A 21,887-nucleotide genomic window follows, 5' to 3' on the forward strand; every position below is an offset into this window, starting at 1 on the left:
GGCGCAAGGCTGACCGCTAAAAGCCGTCAATCCCGGCATCTCGTAACGTTTCACTCAAGGCCAGGACCTGCGGATCGCGGAAAAAGGCGCTCAGTTGCCCCGCGCGTCCTGGCCCGATACCGGCCTCGGCCTGCCATTGTTCGATGTCTCGCTGCGCCAGAGACTGCCATGAATCTCCGAGGTGCACCTGACCTGTCGGCGGCAATCCCAGGGCTTTCAGCCAGTGTGCGAACGGACGTTGCCGGGCCTGGTGGAAGCTGTCTGCAAGACGAGCCGCACTGCGCTCGCCGAAACCGTCAATGGTAGCAAGCTCTTGGGCATTGAGGGTCAACCAATCCAGCAGACCGTTCAGGCGACCTGTTGCAAGAAGTTTTTCCCAAGTCCCTGGACCCACGTTGGGTAGTGCCAGACCCTGTTTGCTGCTGAGCCAGGTCAGGCGCGCGAGAAACTGGCTCTCACAGTCCGGAGTCGGTTGCCAGCAACTCAACGAGTGAAAGTCCGCTGCCAGCGGCGGGTTCAATTCGGTGCGTTCGCTGCTGCGCAGTACAACGCTATCGAGCCTGGGAATGGTCAGCCCGGCCAGGCTGATGGCGACCTGATCACCGGGACGTATGTCCAGTGCCTGCCAGCGTTGCATCGAACCGACATTGACGCGTTTGACCTGCCGGTCATCGAGCATCACCGGGGTCAGTTCAAGTACCGGAGTGATCCGCCCGGTCCGGCCGATGTTGAAGTGAACCTGGCGGACTTCGGCCAGGGCCTGGGCGAAGGGGTATTTCCAGGCGATGGCCCAATAGGGTGACCTGGCCTGCCAACGTTCGGCGGCCGGGCGCTGGTTCTGGCGCAGGACCACGCCATCGCTGGCAAAGGGCAGGGGCGAGCGATACCAGTATTCGCGCCAGCGTTCGGCATCGGCGACGGACGTGATGGGCTGGCTGTATGCCGTGGTACTCGGGAAGCCCAGCGCAGTCAGCGCCGCGGCACGCTCGGGCACGCTCGCCGGTCCTTGGGGCCAGTCCCAGACAAACAGATCGATGCCGGCGGCCTGTTCGGCGCTCAACACCTTGCGTGCCATCAGGCCGGCCACCGAGGCACGAGCATTGAGGCTGCCGGCCCGGGCCTGCACGTGATCGGTCAGGCGCCAATACAGCTCGCCTTGCACGATCAAGTCCCGGGCCGGCGATAGCCGTTGCGGGATGGCCGGAATCTGCCGTGCAGGAACCGTCCAGTCCTGACCACTCTCGCCATCGCCGCGGCTGATTGCTTGGGCCAACAGGCCGTTGCGGTAAACCAGGGTCACCGCCACGCCATCGATTTTAGGCTGGGCCCAGACGTCCATCCGATCACGCAGCCATTTTTCCACGGCGGGGCGATCATGCAGTTTGCCCAGGCCAGTGTGGGCGATGGGGTGGGGCAACGTACCGCGCGCAGTGCGCAAGGGGTCTGCGGACGGGCTCAGGTTGAAGCAGTGGCGCCATTGGGTGAGTCGCGCGCGGGACTGGTCGTAGAGTTCGTCGGCAACCAGTGAGCGTCCCTGGCGGTGGTAGTTGTCGTCCCAGAGGTCGATTTGCCGTTGCAGTTTGTTGACCTCGTTCAGGGCGCGCTCCGAGGCCCAGTCGGGGCACTCGGCGGCATTGGCGGTCAGGCAGGTAAAGGTCAGCAGAAAGGCGAAAAACAGGCGCGGGTTGGCAAGCATCTTGAGCGTCCTTGCTCGGTGAGGTGCGTGAAGGCTAGGTCAGTATCAATTGGCGCAGCGGGTGGGGTTTTTACCGAGTGTTTCTAGTGGCGGAGCTGGGGCCTCTTCGCGAGCAAGCCCGCTCCCACATGGGGTATCGGGTGCACACAAGCTTTGTGTTCGCTGCAGATCAGGTGTGGGAGCGGGCTTGCTCGCGAAGGCCGCGACGCGGTGTAAAGCCAATCCCAATAAAAAGCCCCGCAAGGCGCGAACCGTGCGGGGCTTTTCGGTGTTGCGGGGAAATCTTACAGGCCGGCAGCAGAACGCAGGGCGTCGGCGCGGTCGGTTTTTTCCCAGGTGAACGTGGTGAAGGTGTCTTCGCCAACGGTCTTGGTTGCCGGGGTGCGACCGAAGTGGCCGTACGCAGCGGTTTCCTGATACATCGGGTGCAGCAGGTCGAGCATGGTGGTGATCGCGTATGGACGCAGGTCGAACACTTCGCGGACCAGTTTGACGATCTTGTCATCGCTGATCTTGCCGGTGCCGAAGGTGTTCAACGAGATCGACGTCGGCTGGGCAACACCGATCGCGTAGGAAACCTGAATCTCGCAGCGCTCGGCCAGGCCGGCGGCAACGATGTTCTTGGCCACGTAACGACCGGCGTAGGCCGCCGAGCGGTCAACCTTCGATGGATCTTTACCGGAGAACGCGCCGCCGCCGTGACGGGCCATGCCGCCGTAGCTGTCGACGATGATCTTGCGACCGGTCAGGCCGCAGTCACCCACCGGGCCGCCAATGATGAACTGGCCGGTCGGGTTGATATGGAACTGGGTGTCTTTGCTCAGCAGTTCGGCAGGCAGCACGTGCTTGACGATCAGCTCCATCACGCCTTCGCGCAGGTCGTTGTACGACACTTCCGGGTTGTGCTGGGTCGACAGAACAACAGCGTCGATACCGACAACCTTGCCGTTTTCGTAACGGCAGGTGACTTGCGACTTGGCGTCCGGACGCAGCCAAGGCAGCAGGCCGGATTTACGGGCTTCAGCCTGGCGCTGTACCAGCTGGTGCGAGAAGGTGATCGGTGCTGGCATCAGCACGTCGGTCTCGTTGCTGGCGTAGCCGAACATCAGGCCCTGGTCGCCGGCGCCCTGATCTTCAGGCTTGGCACGGTCGACACCCTGGTTGATGTCAGGGGACTGCTTGCCGATGATGTTCATCACGCCGCAGGTGGCGCCGTCGAAACCGACGTCGGAGCTGGTGTAGCCGATGTTGGTGATCACGTCACGAACGATCTGCTCCAGGTCAACCCAGGCCGAAGTGGTGACTTCGCCGGCGATGATGGCCACGCCCGTTTTCACCAGAGTCTCGCACGCCACACGGGCGAACTTGTCTTCAGCAATGATGGCGTCCAGCACCGCATCAGAAATCTGGTCGGCGATTTTGTCCGGATGCCCTTCAGACACGGACTCGGAGGTGAAAAGGGAGTATTCGCTCATCTCGATTTTTTCCTGAAATTACCGATGGTGAGTGTCGCCAGCCGGCCGCTGAAAATGGCGGACCTGGATCTGGAAACCATTACGTAAGCCTACATAGAGGCTTTCCCCGGGAACGAGTCCCGCAGCGGTGGCCCAACGGGCCAGATCGTCCTGTTCAAACCCCAGCCAGAGATCACCGCAGGCCTCCTTGGCCCAACTCTGGTTGTGGCTACATAACTCTGTCACTAACAGGCTACCGCCTGGTTGCAGCAAGTGGGCCATGTGCTTGAGCGCATCGGCCGGTGCGGCAAAATGGTGCAGCACCATGTTCAGTACCACGCAATCGGCCTTGAGGCTGACGCCGTTCAATGCATCGGCCAGTTGCAGGCTAACGTTAGTCAGCTTGTCGCGTTCGCAGACCTGGCGCGCCAGTTCGAGCATCGCGGTGCTGTTATCCAGCGCCGTGACTTGCGAGAAACGGCGCGCCAGCTCCGGCAGGAATGCGCCATCGCCGGGGCCGACTTCAATGGCCGTGGCGTCTTTGTCGAAACTCAGCTTGTCGAGCAGTGCAACCACGCTTTCGCGGTACTGCGGCAGGCCGGCGATCAAGTCTTGCTGGGCGCGAAACTTCTCCGCTACCCGTGAGAAAAAGTCCTGGCTGGCCGCCGCGCGTTGCCCATGGACCTGGGCGATGCGCGACTGTACGTCGGCCGGCAGCGTCAGGTTGTCCACTTCTTCGAGCAGGGCCGCGTGCAATTTGCCGCCCAGCAGTTCGGTGTGGGGCAGGGCGCGACGGTAGAAGATCGCGTTGCCTTCGCGGCGCGTCGCTACCAGGTCGGCCTGTGCCAGTACCTTGAGGTGGTGGCTCATGCCTGACTGGCCGATGCCGAAGATCTGCGCCAGTTCCAGCACGCCGAACGAATCGTTGGCCAATGCGCGCAAAACATTCAACCGCAGGGGATCGCCGCCAGCCTTGCACAAGGCCGCCAGCTCATCGCAATCGTCATGTTGAATGGAAGGCACGCGTAAATTCATAAGGCCGGCAGTCTAGTCACGGGTCGAAGGCATCGCAAGAGCAATATCAAAAAGTTTTGATATTGCTCGATAGATGGCACTTCCGGACGTTAGCTTCAGTCAACAAACGGACGGCGGAAAGGTTTCACCAAACGAAACCGTCGTTATCCATTGGAAAAACGCCTTTAGATGACTATCTGTCATTGCCCCGAGGCGTCCCGGTGAGGGAAAATGCTCGCCTTTTTTCCGTTTCGTTTTATTCAAGTCCCCCAGGAGAACAGCGATGCCTAGCCGTCGTGAGCGTGCCAACGCCATTCGTGCCCTCAGCATGGATGCCGTGCAAAAAGCCAACAGCGGCCATCCCGGTGCCCCAATGGGTATGGCGGATATCGCCGAGGTACTTTGGCGCGACTACCTCAAGCACAACCCGAGCAATCCATCGTTCGCCGACCGCGACCGCTTCGTGCTGTCCAACGGGCACGGCTCGATGTTGATCTACTCGCTGCTGCACCTGACCGGCTACGACCTGTCGATCGATGACCTGAAGCAGTTCCGTCAACTGCACAGCCGCACTCCGGGTCACCCGGAATTGGGCTACACCCCGGGCGTAGAAACCACCACCGGTCCACTGGGCCAGGGCCTGGCCAACGCCGTGGGCTTTGCCCTGGCTGAAAAAGTCATGGCGGCGCAATTCAACCGTCCTGGTCACAACATCGTCGATCACCACACCTATGTGTTCCTGGGTGATGGCTGCATGATGGAAGGCATTTCCCACGAAGTCGCTTCCCTGGCCGGTACCCTGGGCCTGGGCAAACTGATCGCCTTCTATGATGACAACGGCATCTCCATCGATGGCGAAGTCGAAGGCTGGTTCACCGACGACACGCCGAAGCGTTTCGAGTCCTACAACTGGCAAGTGATCCGCAACGTTGACGGTCACGACCCGGAAGAGATCAAGACTGCGATCGAGACCGCCCGCAAGAGCGCGCAGCCAACCCTGATCTGCTGCAAGACCACCATCGGCTTCGGTTCGCCGAACAAGCAAGGCAAGGAAGATTGCCACGGCGCCCCGCTGGGTGATGCGGAAATCGCCTTGACCCGTGCGGCGCTGAAGTGGAACCACGGTCCGTTCGAAATCCCGGCCGATATCTACGCCGAGTGGGACGCCAAGGAAGCCGGTAAAGCTGTCGAAGCCGAGTGGGACCAGCGTTTCGCTGCCTACTCCGCCGCGTTCCCGACCGAAGCCAACGAACTGATTCGTCGTCTGAGCGGTGAACTGCCGGCAGACTTCAGCGAAAAAGCTTCGGCCTACATCGCCGAAGTGGCTGCCAAGGGCGAAACCATTGCCAGCCGTAAAGCCAGCCAGAACGCCCTGAACGCGTTCGGCCCGCTGCTGCCCGAGTTCCTCGGCGGTTCGGCTGACCTGGCCGGTTCCAACCTGACCCTGTGGAAAGGCTGCAAAGGCGTCACCGCCGAAGATGCCAGCGGCAACTACATGTACTACGGCGTGCGCGAGTTCGGCATGACCGCGATCATGAACGGCGTTGCCCTGCACGGTGGCCTGGTGCCTTACGGCGCGACCTTCCTGATGTTCATGGAATACGCGCGCAACGCGGTACGCATGTCGGCCCTGATGAAGCAGCGTGTGATCCACGTCTACACCCACGACTCCATCGGTCTGGGCGAAGACGGCCCGACTCACCAGCCAATCGAGCAACTGGCCAGCCTGCGCTGCACGCCGAACCTCGATACCTGGCGTCCGGCCGACGCCGTTGAATCGGCAGTGAGCTGGAAGTACGCACTGGAGCGCAAGGACGGTCCTTCGGCCCTGATCTTCTCGCGTCAGAACCTGCAGCACCAAACCCGTGACGCCGGCCAGATCGCCGACATCAGCCGTGGTGGTTATGTATTGAAAGACTGCGCGGGCGAGCCGGAACTGATCCTGATCGCCACCGGTTCGGAAGTCGGCCTGGCCGTCCAGGCCTTCGACAAACTGACCGAGCAGGGCCGCAAGGTTCGTGTGGTTTCCATGCCGTGCACCAGTGTGTTCGATGCCCAGGACGCCGGCTACAAGCAAGCAGTCCTGCCGCTGCAGGTCAGCGCCCGTATCGCCATCGAGGCTTCTCACGCGGACTACTGGTACAAGTACGTGGGCCTGGAAGGCCGCGTGATCGGCATGACTACCTACGGCGAGTCGGCGCCTGCGCCTGCCTTGTTCGAAGAGTTCGGCTTCACCCTGGAAAACATCCTGGGTCAGGCTGAAGAGCTGCTGGAAGACTGAAAGCACAAATGCGGTGGCTTCGGTCACCGCAATCCCCTGTAGGAGCGAGCCTGCTCGCGATGGTCGTTAACGAAAACGCGGGGTGCCTGGATGCCCGCGTTGCCTGGGCCACCATCGCGAGCAGGCTCGCTCCTACAGGGGAAATGTGTTGTTAACGAGATTTCGATCTACCTGCGTCTATCGAGAACCCCATGCCTCAACCGCGTCCCTACAAAGTTGCACTCAACGGCTACGGCCGGATTGGTCGTTGCGTCTTGCGTGCGTTGTTCGAGCGAGGCGAAAAGGCCGGGTTTGAAATTGTCGCGATCAATGATCTGGCAGACATGGCCAGCATCGAATACCTGACACGCTTCGACTCCACTCACGGGCGTTTTCCCGGCGAAGTGAAAGTCGACGGCGATTGTCTGCATATTAATGGCGACTGCGTGAAGGTCCTGCGCAGTGCCACCCCCGAAGGCATCGATTGGGCGTCCCTGGGCGTCGATCTGGTGCTGGAGTGCTCCGGCGCTTATAACACTCGCGAAGACGGCCAGCGTTTCCTCGACGCTGGCGCCCCGCGCGTGCTGTTTTCCCAGCCGATGGCCAGCGAGACCGATGTCGACGCCACCATCGTCTACGGCGTGAACCAGGATTGCCTGACCGGCGACGAACTGCTGGTGTCCAACGCGTCCTGCACCACCAACTGCGGCGTGCCGCTGCTGCGCCTGCTGAATCAGGCCATTGGCCTGGACTACGTGTCGATCACCACCATTCACTCGGCGATGAACGATCAGCCGGTCATCGATGCCTATCACCATGAAGACTTGCGCCGCACCCGTTCGGCGTTCCAGTCGGTGATTCCGGTGTCCACCGGTCTGGCGCGTGGTATCGAGCGCCTGTTGCCGGAACTTGCCGGACGAATTCAGGCCAAAGCCGTGCGGGTGCCGACGGTCAACGTGTCCTGCCTCGATATCACGATGCAGACCGCCACCGCGACCGACGCCACCGAGGTCAACCGGATCCTGCGCGAAGCCGCCACCAGCGGCCCGCTCAAAGGCCTGCTGGCCTATACCGAGTTGCCTCACGCAAGCTGTGATTTCAACCATGACCCACATTCGGCGATCGTCGATGCCAGTCAGACCCGCGTTTCCGGCCCACGGCTGGTGAACATCCTGGCCTGGTTCGACAACGAATGGGGTTTTGCCAACCGAATGCTGGACGTTGCAGAACACTATCTGCAAACAGCGACTTCAAAAAAACCTGCTCTTTAAGATCAGCTACTCAGGAAATGCGACCCATGACCGTGTTGAAGATGTCCGACCTCGATCTGCAAGGTAAGCGCGTATTGATCCGCGAAGACCTCAACGTCCCAGTCAAGGACGGTGTTGTCACCAGCGATGCGCGTATCCTGGCCTCGCTGCCGACCATCAAGCTGGCCCTGGAAAAAGGCGCGGCCGTGATGGTCTGCTCGCACCTTGGCCGTCCGACCGAAGGCGAGTTCTCGGCCGAGAACAGCCTCAAGCCAGTCGCCGACTACCTGAGCAAGGCGCTGGGCCGTGAAGTGCCGCTGGTGGCCGACTACCTGGGCGGCGTCGACGTCAAGGCCGGCGACATCGTGCTGTTCGAAAACGTGCGCTTCAACAAAGGCGAGAAAAAGAACGCCGACGAACTGGCCCAGCAATACGCCGCCCTGTGCGACGTGTTCGTGATGGACGCCTTTGGCACCGCTCACCGTGCCGAGGGTTCGACCCACGGCGTGGCCAAGTTCGCCAAAATCGCCGCTGCCGGCCCGCTGCTGGCGGCTGAACTGGATGCACTGGGCAAAGCCCTGGGTGCCCCGGCCCAGCCAATGGCGGCCATTGTTGCCGGTTCCAAGGTGTCGACCAAACTCGACGTACTGAACAGCCTGAGCCAGATCTGCGACCAGTTGATCGTCGGCGGCGGCATCGCCAACACCTTCCTGGCCGCTGCCGGTCACCCGGTCGGCAAGTCGCTGTACGAGCCGGACCTGCTCGACACCGCTCGCGCCATCGCCGCCAAGGTCAGCGTGCCGCTGCCAGTGGACGTCGTGGTTGCCAAGGAATTCGCTGAAAGCGCCGCTGCGACCGTCAAACTGATCGCTGACGTTGCTGCCGACGACATGATCCTGGACATCGGCCCGCAGACCGCGGCGAATTTCGCCGAGCTGCTGAAGTCGTCCAAGACCATCCTGTGGAACGGTCCGGTCGGTGTTTTCGAGTTCGATCAGTTCGGCAATGGCACCAAAGTGCTGGCCCAGGCCATCGCGGACAGCTCGGCGTTCTCCATCGCTGGCGGTGGCGACACCCTGGCGGCCATCGACAAGTATGGCGTGGCCGAAAAGATCTCCTACATTTCTACCGGTGGCGGCGCGTTCCTCGAATTCGTCGAAGGCAAGGTCCTGCCAGCCGTTGAAGTCCTGGAAAGCCGGGCCAAGGCCTGAGGGTCGCCCGTTTGGCCAGGCAAGGGAGTGTTGACATGGTCAAGACGTTAGCGCTGTTGATCGTCGCGGGTTCGCTGGTGGCGTGCGGGAGTAACCCGAAGGCCACACCGGAACCGGCGCCGTCCGAGTCGGACAAAGGCTGCTACCAGGCTGACTGGCAGGCCGAAACCAACCCGGTGCTCAACAAGCGTTCCGGGCCCGAGGGACTGGACAAATACGAGACCCGGACACCCGCCAAGGAACATGGTTGTCCTTGACGGGTCTGACTCTTTACTCAGGGCTGGCAGCGTGCGCCGCCAGTCGAGGGACACGGATGAAAGGTTTTATCGCCGTTACGGCGTTGGCGCTGTTGGCCGGTTGTGCTCAGTTGAACCCGTTCCAGTCGTCCGCGCCTGTGGATAACTGGACTACCTGGACCTGCGACAGCCAGGCCAAAGTGTTGTGGCGCTACACCGACGACAGTCGCACGGAAGTCGACGTGCGCCTGGGCGGTGCCGATCAGGTCTACCGCCTCAAGCAGGAACCGGGTGCATCGGGTTCGTTGTACAGCAATGACATGTTGGCGTTTCACATAAAAGGTGAGGAAGGCCTGGTTTACTGGGTCGCCACCAATGATTTGATTGGCCGTGGCTGCAAGGCTGAATAACACGATTGATTTGATGTACAGAGATCCAAATGTGGGAGCGGGCTTGCTCGCGAAAGCGGTGGATCAGCTTGCATAGATGTTGAATGTTGAGCCGCATTCGCGAGCAAGCCCGCTCCCACAAGGGTTCTGTGCAGTTGTTGAGATTTTCGCAACACCGAATTCGCAGCCCGGGCCAACCCCCGATCTGCAATAACTTGAATAGCCGCCGCCGCTACGGCAGGCTGGCACGATTAACGACCCTCAACCGGGAGAGATACACACAATGGCACTTATCAGCATGCGCCAGATGCTGGACCACGCAGCCGAGTTCGGCTACGGCGTTCCAGCCTTCAACGTCAACAACCTTGAGCAGATGCGCGCCATCATGGAAGCCGCTGACAAGACTGACTCCCCGGTGATCGTCCAGGCTTCGGCCGGTGCTCGCAAATACGCCGGTGCACCGTTCCTGCGTCACCTGATCCTGGCTGCCATCGAAGAGTTCCCGCACATCCCGGTGTGCATGCACCAGGACCACGGCACCAGCCCTGACGTCTGCCAGCGCTCCATCCAACTGGGCTTCAGCTCGGTGATGATGGACGGTTCCCTGGGCGAAGACGGCAAGACCCCGACCGACTACGACTACAACGTCCGCGTTACCCAACAGACCGTGGCCATGGCTCACGCCTGTGGCGTATCGGTAGAAGGCGAGCTGGGCTGCCTGGGTTCGCTGGAAACCGGCATGGCCGGTGAGGAAGACGGTATCGGCGCCGAAGGCGTTCTGGATCACAGCCAGATGCTGACCGACCCGGAAGAAGCCGCTGACTTCGTAAAACGCACTCAGGTTGATGCCCTGGCCATCGCCATCGGTACCAGCCACGGCGCCTACAAGTTCACCAAGCCACCTACCGGCGACGTGCTGGCGATCGACCGCATCAAGGAAATCCACAAGCGCATTCCGAACACTCACCTGGTGATGCACGGTTCGTCTTCGGTTCCGCAAGAGTGGCTGGCGATCATCAACCAGTACGGTGGCGACATCAAGGAAACCTACGGCGTACCGGTTGAAGAAATCGTCGAAGGCATCAAGCACGGCGTGCGCAAGGTCAACATCGACACCGACCTGCGCCTGGCATCCACTGGCGCAATGCGTCGCCTGATGGCCACCAACCCGAGCGAGTTCGACCCGCGTAAATTCTTCGGCGCCACCGTCACTGCAATGCGTGATGTGTGCATCGCTCGCTACGAAGCCTTCGGCACTGCCGGCAACGCTTCGAAGATCAAGGCGATCTCGCTGGAAGGCATGTATCAGCGTTATCTGAAAGGTGAGTTGAACGCCAAGGTCAACTAAGCCTGAGCGTTTAGCTTCATCAATAAAGAACCCGCCGAAACAGGCGGGTTTTTTGTGAGCGATGCTCCATGGTCGACGCGATCAGTGTGGGAGCGGGCTTGCTCGCGAAAGCGGTGTGTCATTCAACATTAATGTCGTCTGACCCTACGCCTTCGCGAGCAAGCCCGCTCCCACAGTGTCAACGATGCCTCGACATCATTGATTGTGATCGATATCCAGCTTGCTGAACGTCACCTTCCCGCCTTCACTGGTGTACCCGGTGTTGTCCTGCACATAGACCCCTGCCTTGAAATACAGCGGTTTGTCGCGCCAGGTTGCGCTGATTTGCGTATCCCATTGATAGCCTGCCGCGCTGATGCCCAGGGCCCCGCCGGGGCTGAGGTGAATGAGGTAGTTGAACTCCTGGTCGAGTTTCACCCCCGTCGCAACGATGATCACCCGGCCTGAATCGTCATCGGGATGCATCCGGACCTTGGCGACGATATTGCCGGTGCCTGTACTGGTTTTGTATTGGTATTCGACTTTCACCAGCGGTTTCTGGCTTTGAAAGGCATGGATCTGGCCAATGACAATCTTTCCGGAACTTGGCACCTGATTCACTGCCAGAGTGGCATGCAACAAATTGTCGGCATCCGGGTAATACCAGTTTTTCAACGTGCCGTTGCTGTAGGTTTCACGCAATTCGGTGCGCGGGTAAATCGCGTTTTCGGTACGGGAGCCGGTCACGGGTGACCAGAAAAACAATGTGCCGGTGTCGGAATGGAAGTATTGATCCTTGAAGCCATCCACCAGTTTGGCGGTTTCGACGGTGTACGGCGGGCTGCCAACGGGAACGCTGAGGTTCCAGGTTGCGAGATCGATCATGTCGGTTCTTCCACTGGGTTCATGCTGCACGGGCGTGCCAGAAGCTCTAGACCGCGCCTTTTGGGGCGGCCTTTATAAGCGTAGCGGGAGATTTTGTTAACGCCCGCCTGACGGGTGGTTGACGTCAACAACCTGTCGAAATGCCATCTTTCCCGGTTTACATCGGACTGAACAATCGACCGTTAGTCGGCAAAAAGACACAATGATTAAATGATGGCTCACTGACACCTTCTGCTTTTGCAGAACCGGGTCTAGAGTGAAGACACAGTATTTGTCCGGTTTTCACGAGAAACCGGCCTGACGCCCCGCAATTAGAGAAGCAGCATGGAATGCGCGCAACCCACGCCAGTAGAAGGCGGCTCAACCCTTTTAGTCGTCGACGATTACCCTGAAAACCTGATCAGCATGCGCGCGTTGTTACAGCGCCAGGACTGGCGGGTCATTACAGCCGCCTCGGGCTTCGAGGCCCTCGGTTTGTTGCTTGAACACGATATCGACCTGGTGCTGCTGGACGTACAGATGCCGGGTATGGACGGTTATGAAGTGGCGCGCCTGATGCGTGGTAGCCAGCGGACCCGTCTCACGCCGATCATTTTCCTGACCGCCAACGAACAGTCCCAGGATGCCGTGATCAAGGGCTATGCCAGTGGTGCGGTGGATTACCTGTTCAAGCCGTTCGACCCACAGATCTTCACGCCCAAGGTCCATGCGTTGCTCGAACACCAGCGCAACCGCCGGGCCTTGCAGCGCCTGAGTCATGATCTGGAATCCGCTCGTGCCTTTAATGCGTCGGTGCTGGATAACGCTGCCGAAGGCATTCTGGTGTTGGGCGAGGACGGTCTGATTCGCTTTGCCAATCCGGCGATGTCGCGACTGCTCAATGCCCCCCTGGAGGAGCTGCAAGGCAAGGAATTCCTGGACTACCTGCAAAAACCACATGTCCCGATCTGGGCCGATTCCGAATTCTTCGCCGGCTACAAACGCGGCGAGACCTTGCGTCTGCACGATGCCCTGTTGCGTACGACGCGCGGCCAGCAGGTGCCGGTGGCCTTGTCATGCGCACCATTACCAGCCGAACAACATGCAATGGTAGTGACCGTGCTGGACATGTCGGTGGTGCGCCATCTGCATCAGCAACTGGAATTTCAGGCGGTCACCGATCCGCTGACCGGATTGCTCAACCGCCGGGGGTTCTACCAGACCGTAGAGAACCTGCTGTTGCGCGGTGAGCGTTCCGACAGTTCCTGGGTCTTGATGTACCTGGACCTCGACGGCTTCAAGCGCGTCAATGATTCGCTCGGGCACGATGCCGGCGATCGGGTGCTGCGCTGGGTCTCCGAACAGTTGAAGACGTGCTTGCGGCCCTTCGACATTCTGGCGCGGATGGGCGGCGACGAATTCACCGCACTGCTGGATCTGGAGTTTCCCGAGCAAGCGGCGAAGATTGCCGAGAAACTCATCGAGCGCGTGTCGATCTGTCAGCAGGTCGATGGCCTCGATATCGCCCTGGGTGCCAGCATCGGCATCGCTACGTTCCCCGATTGTGGTGCCAATCTCGACGGCATGCTGCGGGCGGCCGATATCGCCATGTACGAAGCCAAGCGCGCCGGTCGCCAGCAATATCGCTTCTACGATCATGAAATGAACGGCCGGGCGCGCTCGCGGCTGATGCTGGAAGAGAGTGTACGAACCGCCATCGAGAACCGCGATTTCAAGCTGGTGTATCAGCCTCAGGTGGCGATTGCCGATGGGCGGCTTCGTGGCTTCGAGGCCTTGTTGCGCTGGCAGCATCCTAGCGTTGGCGATGTACCCCCCGGGCTGTTTTTGCCATTGCTGGAGGAGGCGCGGCTGATCAGTCGTCTGGGCAGTTGGATCTACCATCGCAGCGCCGGGCAACGCAAAGCCTGGGAGTCCATGTTTGCCGAGGATCTGGTGCTCGGCGTCAGTTTGAGCAGTACGCAGTTCGGCATGCCCAACCTGGCCGCCGAGTTGCGCCAGGTGCTGGAGCGTCATGACTTGCAGCCATGCCAACTGGAGGTAGAGGTCACGGAAGAGGCCTTGATGCATCACCCCGAGGAAGCCCGCAAGCAACTGCGCCTGCTGCACAACCTGGGGGTGCGAGTGGCGCTCGATGACTTCGGGGCCGGACCGTGTTCCCTGGCACACTTGCGCGACCTGGAACTGGACACCCTCAAGCTCGACCGGCATTTGATCGCAAGGTTGCCGGAATCAGTACGGGATGCGGCGCTGGTGCGCAGTGTGATCGACCTGTGCAAACAGTACGGGGTGCTGGTGGTTGCCGAAGGGGTGGAAACCGTCGCGCAGTATGAATGGCTGCAGGCCAACGGCTGCGAATATGTGCAAGGTTTTCTGGTGGCCCGGCCGATGATGGCCGAAGACACCGGGGTCTTTGTCCAGCCGTTTGACTGGAGCGCGCTGCCTCGCTGAATTCGCTACACTGGCGACCTTTCAGTGACCTGTATTGCCACCTCCGATGACCGTGTTGAAATATCTCCAGGCCTATCCCGCTACCTTGCAGGATCAGGTGCGCCAGCTGATCGCCGACGGTCGGCTGGGCGATTACCTTAGCCAGCGTTACCCGCAAAAGCATGGGGTGCAGAGCGACAAGGCGCTGTACACCTATGCTCTGGACCTCAAGCAGGAGTACCTGCGTAATGCTCCGGCCATCGACAAGGTGTTGTTCGACAACCGCCTGGACCTGACTCACCGCGCACTCGGCCTGCACACCACGATCTCCCGGGTGCAGGGTGGCAAGCTCAAGGCCAAGAAGGAAATCCGCATTGCTTCGCTGTTCAAGGAAGCGCCTTGCGAATTCCTGAAAATGATCGTGGTGCATGAGCTGGCGCACTTCAAGGAATCGGACCACAACAAGGCCTTCTACAAACTGTGCGAATACATGTTGCCGGGTTATCACCAGGTGGAATTTGATGTGCGGGTGTACCTGACGTGGCGGGACATGCAGTAGCTACACCGCCAAGAATCGCAACAAGGAGTGTGTGGATGGACGTGAGCAAGACCAAGAGCAGTTTCTATCGCCGCCTGTACGTGGCGTACCTGATCGACAGCGGGTTGGCCAGCAGCGTCCCGGCGCTGACCGAGGTCACCGGCATGCCCCGGCGCACGGCACAGGACACCATTGCGGCGCTGGCGGATCTGGATATCGTCTGTGAGTTCGAGCAGGAAGAGGGCGCACGCAACCATGCTGGGCGCTATCGGATTCGCGAGTGGGGTGCGATCGATCGCGGGTGGATCGAGCGTAATCTGCGGCAGATCAAGGCGGTGCTGGAGTATCCCTGACTTCAGCGGTGACTGGACTGACGATTTCGCGAGCAAGCCCGCTCCCACATTAGATCAGCAGTGAACACAGAATTTTTGTGCGATAGAGATCAAATGTGGGAGCGGGCTTGCTCGCGAAGAGGCCTTCAGAGGCGACGCATTCCGATATGCGGAATGCCATCCTCGACAAACTCCTCGCCCGTCACGACAAACCCGTACCGCCCGTAATACCCCTGCAAATGCGTCTGGGCCGAGAGGTAGATCGGCGTTTGCGGCCAGCTTTCTTCAATCTGCTTCAACGCCTGGTCCATCAACTCATGTCCAAGCCCGGCGCCTCGTGCGTGTGGAGCAATGATTACCCGACCGATCACTACGTCCCCGCCTTGTAGTTCCGGGTCGAGCAGCCGCAGATAGGCCACCAGTTGATTGCTGTCCCAGGCCATCAAGTGACAAGTGTCACCTTCCAGGTCCTGGCCATCCACGTCTTGATAAGCGCATTGCTGCTCGACGACGAACACCTCGGCGCGCAGCTGCAAAATGGCGTACAGCTGCTCCTTGCCCAGGTCGCTGTGGTGTTTGCAGATCCAATCGACTGTCATGTTTTGATTCCCTGAAAACGTCGTTCCGATACTAAGCGCACTGACGCCAGAAGTCTTTATGGCGGAAGAATCTGTGACAAAGGCCAAAATGCCATCATTCATTTTTCGCGCGGATGACTTCTTTGTGTAATCTGAATTGAAGCGCTGTGCTATGGCTTCGATGAGCTAATGTTTAGTACCCGGGTCTTGCCGGTACGGGGCCTTGGGGTTTTGGCTGAAAACACGCCGGGCAATCCGCCCGCTAAGGATTTCTGGCATGCCGCGATTGCATCGAGCTTTTGCCTTGATTGGATTGCTGTTGCTGGTTCAGGGAGCGGCGGCAGAAAAACTGCGGTTGGTCGCTGATGCCTGGCCCCCCTTTACCGATTCCACGCTCGTCAACGGTGGTCTGGCCACGGATATTGTCAGTACCGCACTGGCCAGGGCCGGCTATGCCAGTGAGTTCGAACAGGTGCCCTGGGCGCGGGCTCTGATGGGCTTGGGCGAGGGCCGATACGACGTGCTGGTCAACGCCTGGTACAACGACGAGCGTACAAAACTCGGCCAGTTTTCCGGCGAGTACCTGCTCAATCGCGTGCGTTTTCTCAAGCGCAAAGACGCGCCCATCGAATTCAATAACCTGCAGCAATTGCACACTTATCCGATCGCCATCGTGCGTGGATACGCGTATTCGCCTTCTTTCGACAACGACGACTCGTTGCAGAAAATCCCCGTGCACAGTTTCGCCATGGCGGTGCGCATGCTTGCAGCGGAGCGGGTCAAGCTCACTCTGGAAGATGAATACGTCGCCCGTTACTACCTGGCCCGCGAGTCACCCAAGGTACGTAACGCCGTGGAGTTCCTGCCCAAGCCCTTGAGTGAGAACAGCCTGCACATTCTGGTCAGCCTGAAGAATCCGCAGCATGAGCAGATCGTCGCCGGTTTCGACCGGGAGATCGCGGCCATGAAGGCGGACGGGAGTTATGACAAGTTGATGAAGCAGCATGGGATGTGAGTAGGTTGATCCAGAATCCATGTTGTTTTTGCCGGCCTCTTCGCGAGCAAGCCCGCTCCCACAGGGGGCGAAGGCGAACACAAAATTTGTGACCATCAGATAACCCCTGTGGGAGCGGGCTTGCCCGCGAAGAGGCCCGCTCAGACAGCAGAGATCTCAATCTTCACTGGTGTCCTTGATGAGATGCGCCGCCAACGTCCGTAATGGCCCTAACTGCCGACAAATCAACGCCAACTGCGTCTGCACCAGCCGCTGCCCCTCATCGATTTCATCAGGCATCTGTTCCAGTTCATTGGCCAGTGCTTCTTCTTCATCACTCTGAATCGCAATCGAGGACTTGCTCGCCAGCCCTTGGGCGATCTCATCGATGCTGGCAGCCAGTTTCACCCCGGCCCCTTCGATCAATTGTTCACGCACGTCTGCCGGCAACAGGGTTTCCCGATGTGCGCCCAGGCCCGACAGGTAACTGAGTAGCGTGTGCGACAGCACCAGGAAGCGGAAGCCGACATCCGCTTCCTTACGGAAATGCCCAGGCTCCATCAGCATATTGGCCAGTGTGGTCGACAGCGCCGCGTCGGCGTTGTGCGCATTGCGGCGGGCCAGGCGGTAAGCCAGGTCGTCGCTTTTGCCTGCCGCGTATTGCTGCATGATCTGGCGCAGGTAAATGCTGTTGCAGGCCAGGGTGTTGGCCAGCACTTTGTTCAGGCGCCGGCCCTGCCAGTCCGGCAGGAACAGGAACACCGCGAGCCCGGCGATCAGGCTGCCGAGCAAGGTATCGAACAACCGTGGCAGGAACAGTCCGTAACCGTCACCCACCTGGTTGAAGCAGAACAGCACCATCAGGGTGATCGCCGCCGTCGCCAGGGTGTAGCGGGTGGTGCGGTTGGTAAAGAACACCACCCCGGCGGCAATGGCGAAACACGACTGGATCAGCGGGTTCGGGAACAGGTCGAACAACGCCCAGGCCAGGGTCAGGCCGATGGCGGTGCCGATGATCCGTTGACCGAGTTTGCGGCGGGTGGCGCCGTAGTTCGGTTGGCAGACGAACAGCGTAGTGAGGATGATCCAGTAGCCTTGGGACGGGTGGATCAAATGCACCATGGCGTAGCCGATGCTCAAGGCCAGAGGCAATCGCAGGGCGTGGCGGAACAGCAGCGAGGTTGGCGTCAGCTGCGTGCGCAAGCGCAGCCATACGTCCTTGAGGTTTCGCGGTGAGCGGTCCAGCAGGCTGCTGTCGGTGGCGTCGGCCAGGGCGTCGGGGTTGCTGGCATCGCTGAGCAAGCGGTCGAGGGTGCCAAGGTTGGCCGCCAGTGCCCGCAGTGAACGCAGCAAGCCGCGCCAGGCCGGGTTGCTCTGGACGCGCAGGTGTTCGAGGGAGGCATCGAGGTCGCTCAGGGCTTCGGCGAAACTGGCGTCATAGATGAACGGCTGGCGCATCTGGATTGATTCGGCGAGTGCCCGGCAGGCTTTGCCTTGCTGGCGCAGCAGGCGCTGGCAGCGGAACAGCACGTCGCTGTGGAAGAAGGCGTCGGCCAGGGCGTTATAGGGGTAGTGCGAAGAGCTGGCGCGCTCGTGGATGTCCTGGGCGAGGAAGTACAGTTTGAGGTAGCGGCTGACTTTCGAGCCTGGTCGACCGTTGCCGACGCGGTGCAGGATGATCTCCTTGGCGGCGTTGAGTGCCGCGACCACCCGGCCGTTCTGCTGGGCCAGTTCCAGGCGCCGCGCCTCCACGTCCATCTGCCGGATCGGTTCGAACAGCGAGGATTTCAGCTTCAGGTAATAGCCCAGCTCGCGGAACAACCGCGCCAGGCTCTGCTGTACCGGCTGATTGGAAAACAGCGCCTGCCACAACACCGAAAGCAAGCCGTACCAGGCGGCACCGGCCACCAGCAGTACCGGCTCGTGCCACACGTCGATGACCGCACCGCCACGCTGGTCCACGCCAATCATGGTGTAGACCGACAGAATCAACGTCGCCGAGGCAATCGCGCCATAGCGCTCGCCGAGGGCGCCGAGCATGGTCAGGCAAAACGCGGCCAGGGCGAAGGCGATGATAAACAGCGAGGGATAGGGGAAGAGCAGTTCGACAGACAGCGCGGCGACCGCGAAACACACCAGCGTCACGGCCAGCGCATTGAGACGGCCCTGCCAGCTGTCGTCGGTCTCGGCCAGGGCGCTGGCGATAATCCCCAGGAACAACGGGATCAGCAGGCCCATCTCGTCCTGATACCAACACAGCGCCATGGTGCCGGTCAGGGCAATGAATACCCGCACGCTGTAGCTGAATTTATCCAGCGCCCAAAGGCGACGCAGAGACTGGCGGAACGAAGTTGATGACATGAAATGCGAAGGCCTTCCGAGGCAATGACGCTAAATTGAGCCACTAATGACGCCGACGCAATGGCGCCGATCACATCAGACAGCAAAATCTGTTCCTTCCTTGTGCGAATACACTCTGCAAATCATCACAGACCCAATGTGGGAGCGGGCTTGCTCGCGAAGGCGGTGTGTCATTCAACATCAGTGTTGACTGATCCGACGCTTTCGCGAGCAAGCCCGCTCCCACATTTGTTTTGTGTACGCCAGTTGGTCAGACGTACTGTGCGGCGGCGTAACCGGAAGCCCACGCCCACTGGAAGTTGAACCCGCCCAGATGCCCGGTCACGTCGAGCACTTCGCCGATGAAGTACAGCCCCGGGCTTTTCAGCGATTCCATGGTCTTGGACGACACCTCGTTGGTGTTGACGCCGCCCAGGGTCACCTCGGCGGTGCGATAGCCTTCGGTGCCGGCGGGCACGACTTTCCAGCTCGCCAGTTTTTCCGCGATATCGGCCAGTTCCGCGTGGGTGTACTGCTTCATCGGTTTGGAGGTGAACCAGTTGTCCGCCAGCAGGTTGGCCATCTTCTTGGTGAAAATTTCCCCAAGCAGGGTTTTCAACTCGCTGTTGGGGCGTTCGGCCTGTTGCTGTTGCAGCCAGGATGGCACGTCGTGATCCGGCATCAGGTTGATCTCGACGGGATCGCCGGATTCCCAGAACGACGAGATCTGCAAAATCGCCGGGCCGCTGAGGCCGCGGTGGGTGAACAGGATGTTCTCGCGAAAGCTCTGGTCGTTGCAGCTGACCAGGCAATCCACCGACGTACCGGACAACTCGGTGCACAGGGCCTTGAGCTGATCAGTGATAGTGAACGGCACCAGGCCGGCGCGGGTCGGCAGCAGTTCGTGACCAAACTGTTTGGCCACCTGGTAACCGAAACCGGTGGCGCCCAGGGTCGGGATCGACAGGCCGCCGGTGGCGATCACCAGCGATTCGCAGGTGATCTGGTCGAGCGTAGTGTCCAGCAAAAAGCCTTTCTCAAGCTTCTCGATGGTCTGGATCGATGTGTCCAGGTGCAGGCTGACGCCAACCTGATCGCACTCGTTGAGCAGCATCTCAAGGATGTCGCTGGATTTGTTATCGCAGAACAGCTGGCCGAGTTTTTTCTCGTGGTACGGCACGCCGTGCTTGGCCACCATGCCGATGAAATCCCATTGGGTGTAACGGGCCAGGGCGGATTTGCAGAAATGTGCGTTCTGCGAAAGGAAATTGCCCGGTTCCGTGTACATGTTGGTGAAATTGCAGCGGCCACCGCCCGACATCAGGATTTTCTTGCCGGCCTTGTTGGCATGGTCGAGCAGCAGCACCTTGCGCCCGCGCCCGGCGGCGGTCAGTGCACACATCAACCCTGCGGCGCCAGCGCCAATGATCACGACTTCGGTAGAGCGCAAAACGGTGTCCTCACAAATTTTCAATCCAACACAAAGCCAGTAGGAGCCGGCTTGCTGGCGATGCAAACGCTGCGGTCCATCGAGTCGACCGCGTCATCGTTCATCGCCAGCAAGCCGGCTCCTACAGTGAATCAATCAGAGGATGCGCACGCGCAACGAGCGGCCCTTGATCTTGCCGTCATTCAAGCGCTGCAAAGCTTGCTTGGCGACGCCGCGCTCCACGGCCACATAGGCCTGGAAGTCGAAAATCGCGATCTTGCCGACCTGAGCACCGGGAATACCGGCATCACCCGTCAGTGCGCCAAGAATGTCGCCCGGACGAACCTTGTCCTTGCGGCCGGCAGCGATGCACAGGGTGCTCATCTGCGGCAACAGCGGACCACCGCCCTTGGAGGTGAGGTTGTCCACCTGATCCCAGGTCAGCGGCGTCTTTTGCAATTGTTCGATGGCTTGGGCGCGCTGTGCTTCGGACGGCGCGACCAGGCTGATCGCGAGGCCTTTTTCACCGGCGCGGCCAGTACGGCCGACACGGTGAATGTGGATTTCCGAATCGCGGGCCAACTCGACGTTGATCACCATGTCCAGGGAATCGATATCGAGACCACGAGCGGCGACGTCGGTGGCGACCAGTACCGAAGTACTGCGGTTGGCGAACATCGCCAGTACCTGATCGCGGTCACGTTGTTCCAGATCGCCGTGCAGGCCGACGGCGGAGATACCTTTGTCGGTCAGGTGATCGACGGTTTCCTGGACCTGCTGCTTGGTGAAGCAAAAGGCCACGCAGGACGCCGGGCGGAAGTGGCCGAGGACCTTGGTCACGGCGCTCATGCGGTCATCCGGGGAAATCTCGTAGAAGCGCTGCTCGATCTGCGTGTCGTCGTGGAACGCTTCGGCCTTCACTTGCTGCGGGTTGCGCATGAACTTCGAGGCCAACTGCTTGATGCCTACCGGGTAGGTGGCGGAGAACAGCAGGGTCTGGCGACGCTCCGGGGCCTGCATGATGATTTCTTCGATGGAATCGTAGAAACCCATGTCGAGCATGCGGTCGGCTTCGTCGAGGATCAGCGTGTTCAGGCCGTGGAGTACCAGCGAGCCCTTGCGCAGGTGCTGCTGGATGCGACCCGGAGTGCCGACGATGATGTGTGCGCCGTGCTCCAGCGAAGCGATCTGCGGGCCGAGGGAGACGCCGCCGCACAGGGTCAGGACCTTGATGTTGTCTTCGGCACGGGCCAGGCGACGGATTTCCTTGGCGACCTGGTCGGCTAGCTCGCGGGTCGGGCACAGGATCAGCGCCTGGCAACCGAAGTAGCGCGGATTGATCGGGTTCAGCAGGCCGATGCCGAACGCGGCAGTCTTGCCGCTGCCGGTCTTGGCCTGGGCGATCAGGTCCATCCCCTTGAGGATCACCGGCAAGCTTTGCGCCTGGATCGGCGTCATCTGGGCATAACCGAGGGAGTCGAGGTTAGCCAGCATGGCGGCGGACAGCGGCAAAGTATTAAATTCGGT

Annotated in this window: 18 protein-coding genes; 10 read left to right on the forward strand and 8 right to left on the reverse strand. The window is 60.4% G+C overall.

The features are described 5' to 3' along the window. Positions 1 to 16: 16 nt before the first annotated feature. From ligB to KGA88_RS06600, 3 genes are all read right to left on the reverse strand, one after another. The gene (gene ligB, locus KGA88_RS06590) at positions 17 to 1,696 is read right to left on the reverse strand and encodes an NAD-dependent DNA ligase LigB (protein WP_223589739.1); all 1,680 of its coding nucleotides are present in this window, start codon (positions 1,694 to 1,696) and stop codon (positions 17 to 19) included. Positions 1,697 to 1,980: 284 nt separating this feature from the next. Then, the gene (metK, locus tag KGA88_RS06595; RefSeq protein WP_103396728.1) at positions 1,981 to 3,171 is read right to left on the reverse strand and encodes a methionine adenosyltransferase; all 1,191 of its coding nucleotides are present in this window, start codon (positions 3,169 to 3,171) and stop codon (positions 1,981 to 1,983) included. Between the two features lie 18 nt (positions 3,172 to 3,189). Further along, positions 3,190 to 4,185, reverse strand: a complete 996-nt coding sequence (locus tag KGA88_RS06600) for an ArsR/SmtB family transcription factor (RefSeq protein ID WP_110658724.1) — start codon at positions 4,183 to 4,185, stop codon at positions 3,190 to 3,192. A gap of 262 nt (positions 4,186 to 4,447) precedes the next feature. Here KGA88_RS06600 and tkt point away from each other — a divergent pair, with 262 nt between their 5' ends. From tkt to fba, 6 genes are all read left to right on the forward strand, one after another. Next, the gene (tkt, locus tag KGA88_RS06605) at positions 4,448 to 6,445 is read left to right on the forward strand and encodes a transketolase (RefSeq protein ID WP_110658726.1); all 1,998 of its coding nucleotides are present in this window, start codon (positions 4,448 to 4,450) and stop codon (positions 6,443 to 6,445) included. Positions 6,446 to 6,636: 191 nt separating this feature from the next. Continuing rightward, positions 6,637 to 7,695, forward strand: coding sequence for an erythrose-4-phosphate dehydrogenase (gene epd, locus KGA88_RS06610; protein ID WP_110658728.1), 1,059 nt, complete (start codon positions 6,637 to 6,639; stop codon positions 7,693 to 7,695). 26 nt (positions 7,696 to 7,721) lie between these two features. Then, on the forward strand, positions 7,722 to 8,885 hold the full coding sequence (locus KGA88_RS06615; protein WP_110658730.1) for a phosphoglycerate kinase: 1,164 nt from the start codon (positions 7,722 to 7,724) through the stop codon (positions 8,883 to 8,885). 35 nt (positions 8,886 to 8,920) lie between these two features. Continuing rightward, the gene (locus tag KGA88_RS06620) at positions 8,921 to 9,142 is read left to right on the forward strand and encodes a hypothetical protein (RefSeq protein WP_110658732.1); all 222 of its coding nucleotides are present in this window, start codon (positions 8,921 to 8,923) and stop codon (positions 9,140 to 9,142) included. A gap of 56 nt (positions 9,143 to 9,198) precedes the next feature. Continuing rightward, positions 9,199 to 9,531: an MliC family protein gene (locus KGA88_RS06625; protein WP_110658734.1), complete on the forward strand. Its 333-nt coding sequence runs from the start codon at positions 9,199 to 9,201 to the stop codon at positions 9,529 to 9,531. 262 nt (positions 9,532 to 9,793) lie between these two features. Beyond that, positions 9,794 to 10,858: a class II fructose-bisphosphate aldolase gene (fba, locus tag KGA88_RS06630; RefSeq protein WP_007981624.1), complete on the forward strand. Its 1,065-nt coding sequence runs from the start codon at positions 9,794 to 9,796 to the stop codon at positions 10,856 to 10,858. A 195-nt stretch (positions 10,859 to 11,053) separates the two neighbouring features. On the opposite strand, the gene KGA88_RS06635 is transcribed toward fba, so the two are convergent. Then, on the reverse strand, positions 11,054 to 11,722 hold the full coding sequence (locus tag KGA88_RS06635) for a polysaccharide lyase family 7 protein (protein ID WP_110658736.1): 669 nt from the start codon (positions 11,720 to 11,722) through the stop codon (positions 11,054 to 11,056). A gap of 324 nt (positions 11,723 to 12,046) precedes the next feature. Here KGA88_RS06635 and KGA88_RS06640 point away from each other — a divergent pair, with 324 nt between their 5' ends. The 3 genes from KGA88_RS06640 to KGA88_RS06650 are packed head-to-tail and all read left to right on the forward strand — an operon-like array spanning position 12,047 to position 15,040. Beyond that, on the forward strand, positions 12,047 to 14,170 hold the full coding sequence (locus KGA88_RS06640) for a putative bifunctional diguanylate cyclase/phosphodiesterase (RefSeq protein ID WP_223589742.1): 2,124 nt from the start codon (positions 12,047 to 12,049) through the stop codon (positions 14,168 to 14,170). 46 nt (positions 14,171 to 14,216) lie between these two features. Beyond that, a complete protein-coding gene (locus KGA88_RS06645) occupies positions 14,217 to 14,708 on the forward strand; it encodes a YgjP-like metallopeptidase domain-containing protein (protein WP_223589744.1) in 492 nt (163 codons plus the stop codon). Positions 14,709 to 14,743: 35 nt separating this feature from the next. After that, on the forward strand, positions 14,744 to 15,040 hold the full coding sequence (locus KGA88_RS06650; protein ID WP_007894945.1) for a helix-turn-helix domain-containing protein: 297 nt from the start codon (positions 14,744 to 14,746) through the stop codon (positions 15,038 to 15,040). 125 nt (positions 15,041 to 15,165) lie between these two features. Here the strand turns inward: KGA88_RS06650 and KGA88_RS06655 are convergent, their stop codons facing one another. Further along, complete coding sequence (locus KGA88_RS06655; protein ID WP_110658742.1) at positions 15,166 to 15,618, reverse strand: GNAT family N-acetyltransferase; 453 nt, start codon at positions 15,616 to 15,618, stop codon at positions 15,166 to 15,168. A 256-nt stretch (positions 15,619 to 15,874) separates the two neighbouring features. Here KGA88_RS06655 and KGA88_RS06660 point away from each other — a divergent pair, with 256 nt between their 5' ends. Next, a complete protein-coding gene (locus KGA88_RS06660) occupies positions 15,875 to 16,612 on the forward strand; it encodes a substrate-binding periplasmic protein (protein WP_110658744.1) in 738 nt (245 codons plus the stop codon). Positions 16,613 to 16,768: 156 nt separating this feature from the next. Here the strand turns inward: KGA88_RS06660 and yccS are convergent, their stop codons facing one another. From yccS to dbpA, 3 genes are all read right to left on the reverse strand, one after another. After that, complete coding sequence (gene yccS, locus KGA88_RS06665) at positions 16,769 to 18,952, reverse strand: YccS family putative transporter (protein WP_110658746.1); 2,184 nt, start codon at positions 18,950 to 18,952, stop codon at positions 16,769 to 16,771. Between the two features lie 250 nt (positions 18,953 to 19,202). Continuing rightward, the gene (locus tag KGA88_RS06670) at positions 19,203 to 20,381 is read right to left on the reverse strand and encodes an NAD(P)/FAD-dependent oxidoreductase (RefSeq protein WP_223589746.1); all 1,179 of its coding nucleotides are present in this window, start codon (positions 20,379 to 20,381) and stop codon (positions 19,203 to 19,205) included. Between the two features lie 135 nt (positions 20,382 to 20,516). Next, positions 20,517 to 21,854, reverse strand: a complete 1,338-nt coding sequence (gene dbpA, locus KGA88_RS06675) for an ATP-dependent RNA helicase DbpA (RefSeq protein ID WP_263296038.1) — start codon at positions 21,852 to 21,854, stop codon at positions 20,517 to 20,519. Positions 21,855 to 21,887 lie beyond the last annotated feature (33 nt).

This window comes from Pseudomonas sp. A-R-19 (genome assembly GCF_019956575.1).
Taxonomy (GTDB): domain Bacteria; phylum Pseudomonadota; class Gammaproteobacteria; order Pseudomonadales; family Pseudomonadaceae; genus Aquipseudomonas.

Excerpts from the sequence above, each read along its gene's own strand:
- dbpA (WP_263296038.1), bottom strand. The coding sequence starts at position 21,854 with ATGCTGGCTAACCTCGACTCCCTCGGTTATGCCCAGATGACGCCGATC.
- KGA88_RS06600 (WP_110658724.1), bottom strand. The coding sequence starts at position 4,185 with ATGAATTTACGCGTGCCTTCCATTCAACATGACGATTGCGATGAGCTG.
- yccS (WP_110658746.1), bottom strand. The coding sequence starts at position 18,952 with ATGTCATCAACTTCGTTCCGCCAGTCTCTGCGTCGCCTTTGGGCGCTG.
- KGA88_RS06655 (WP_110658742.1), bottom strand. The coding sequence starts at position 15,618 with ATGACAGTCGATTGGATCTGCAAACACCACAGCGACCTGGGCAAGGAG.
- metK (WP_103396728.1), bottom strand. The coding sequence starts at position 3,171 with ATGAGCGAATACTCCCTTTTCACCTCCGAGTCCGTGTCTGAAGGGCAT.
- tkt (WP_110658726.1), top strand. The coding sequence starts at position 4,448 with ATGCCTAGCCGTCGTGAGCGTGCCAACGCCATTCGTGCCCTCAGCATG.
- KGA88_RS06645 (WP_223589744.1), top strand. The coding sequence starts at position 14,217 with ATGACCGTGTTGAAATATCTCCAGGCCTATCCCGCTACCTTGCAGGAT.
- ligB (WP_223589739.1), bottom strand. The coding sequence starts at position 1,696 with ATGCTTGCCAACCCGCGCCTGTTTTTCGCCTTTCTGCTGACCTTTACC.
- fba (WP_007981624.1), top strand. The coding sequence starts at position 9,794 with ATGGCACTTATCAGCATGCGCCAGATGCTGGACCACGCAGCCGAGTTC.
- KGA88_RS06615 (WP_110658730.1), top strand. The coding sequence starts at position 7,722 with ATGACCGTGTTGAAGATGTCCGACCTCGATCTGCAAGGTAAGCGCGTA.
- KGA88_RS06650 (WP_007894945.1), top strand. The coding sequence starts at position 14,744 with ATGGACGTGAGCAAGACCAAGAGCAGTTTCTATCGCCGCCTGTACGTG.
- KGA88_RS06635 (WP_110658736.1), bottom strand. The coding sequence starts at position 11,722 with ATGATCGATCTCGCAACCTGGAACCTCAGCGTTCCCGTTGGCAGCCCG.
- KGA88_RS06640 (WP_223589742.1), top strand. The coding sequence starts at position 12,047 with ATGGAATGCGCGCAACCCACGCCAGTAGAAGGCGGCTCAACCCTTTTA.
- KGA88_RS06620 (WP_110658732.1), top strand. The coding sequence starts at position 8,921 with ATGGTCAAGACGTTAGCGCTGTTGATCGTCGCGGGTTCGCTGGTGGCG.
- KGA88_RS06625 (WP_110658734.1), top strand. The coding sequence starts at position 9,199 with ATGAAAGGTTTTATCGCCGTTACGGCGTTGGCGCTGTTGGCCGGTTGT.
- epd (WP_110658728.1), top strand. The coding sequence starts at position 6,637 with ATGCCTCAACCGCGTCCCTACAAAGTTGCACTCAACGGCTACGGCCGG.
- KGA88_RS06660 (WP_110658744.1), top strand. The coding sequence starts at position 15,875 with ATGCCGCGATTGCATCGAGCTTTTGCCTTGATTGGATTGCTGTTGCTG.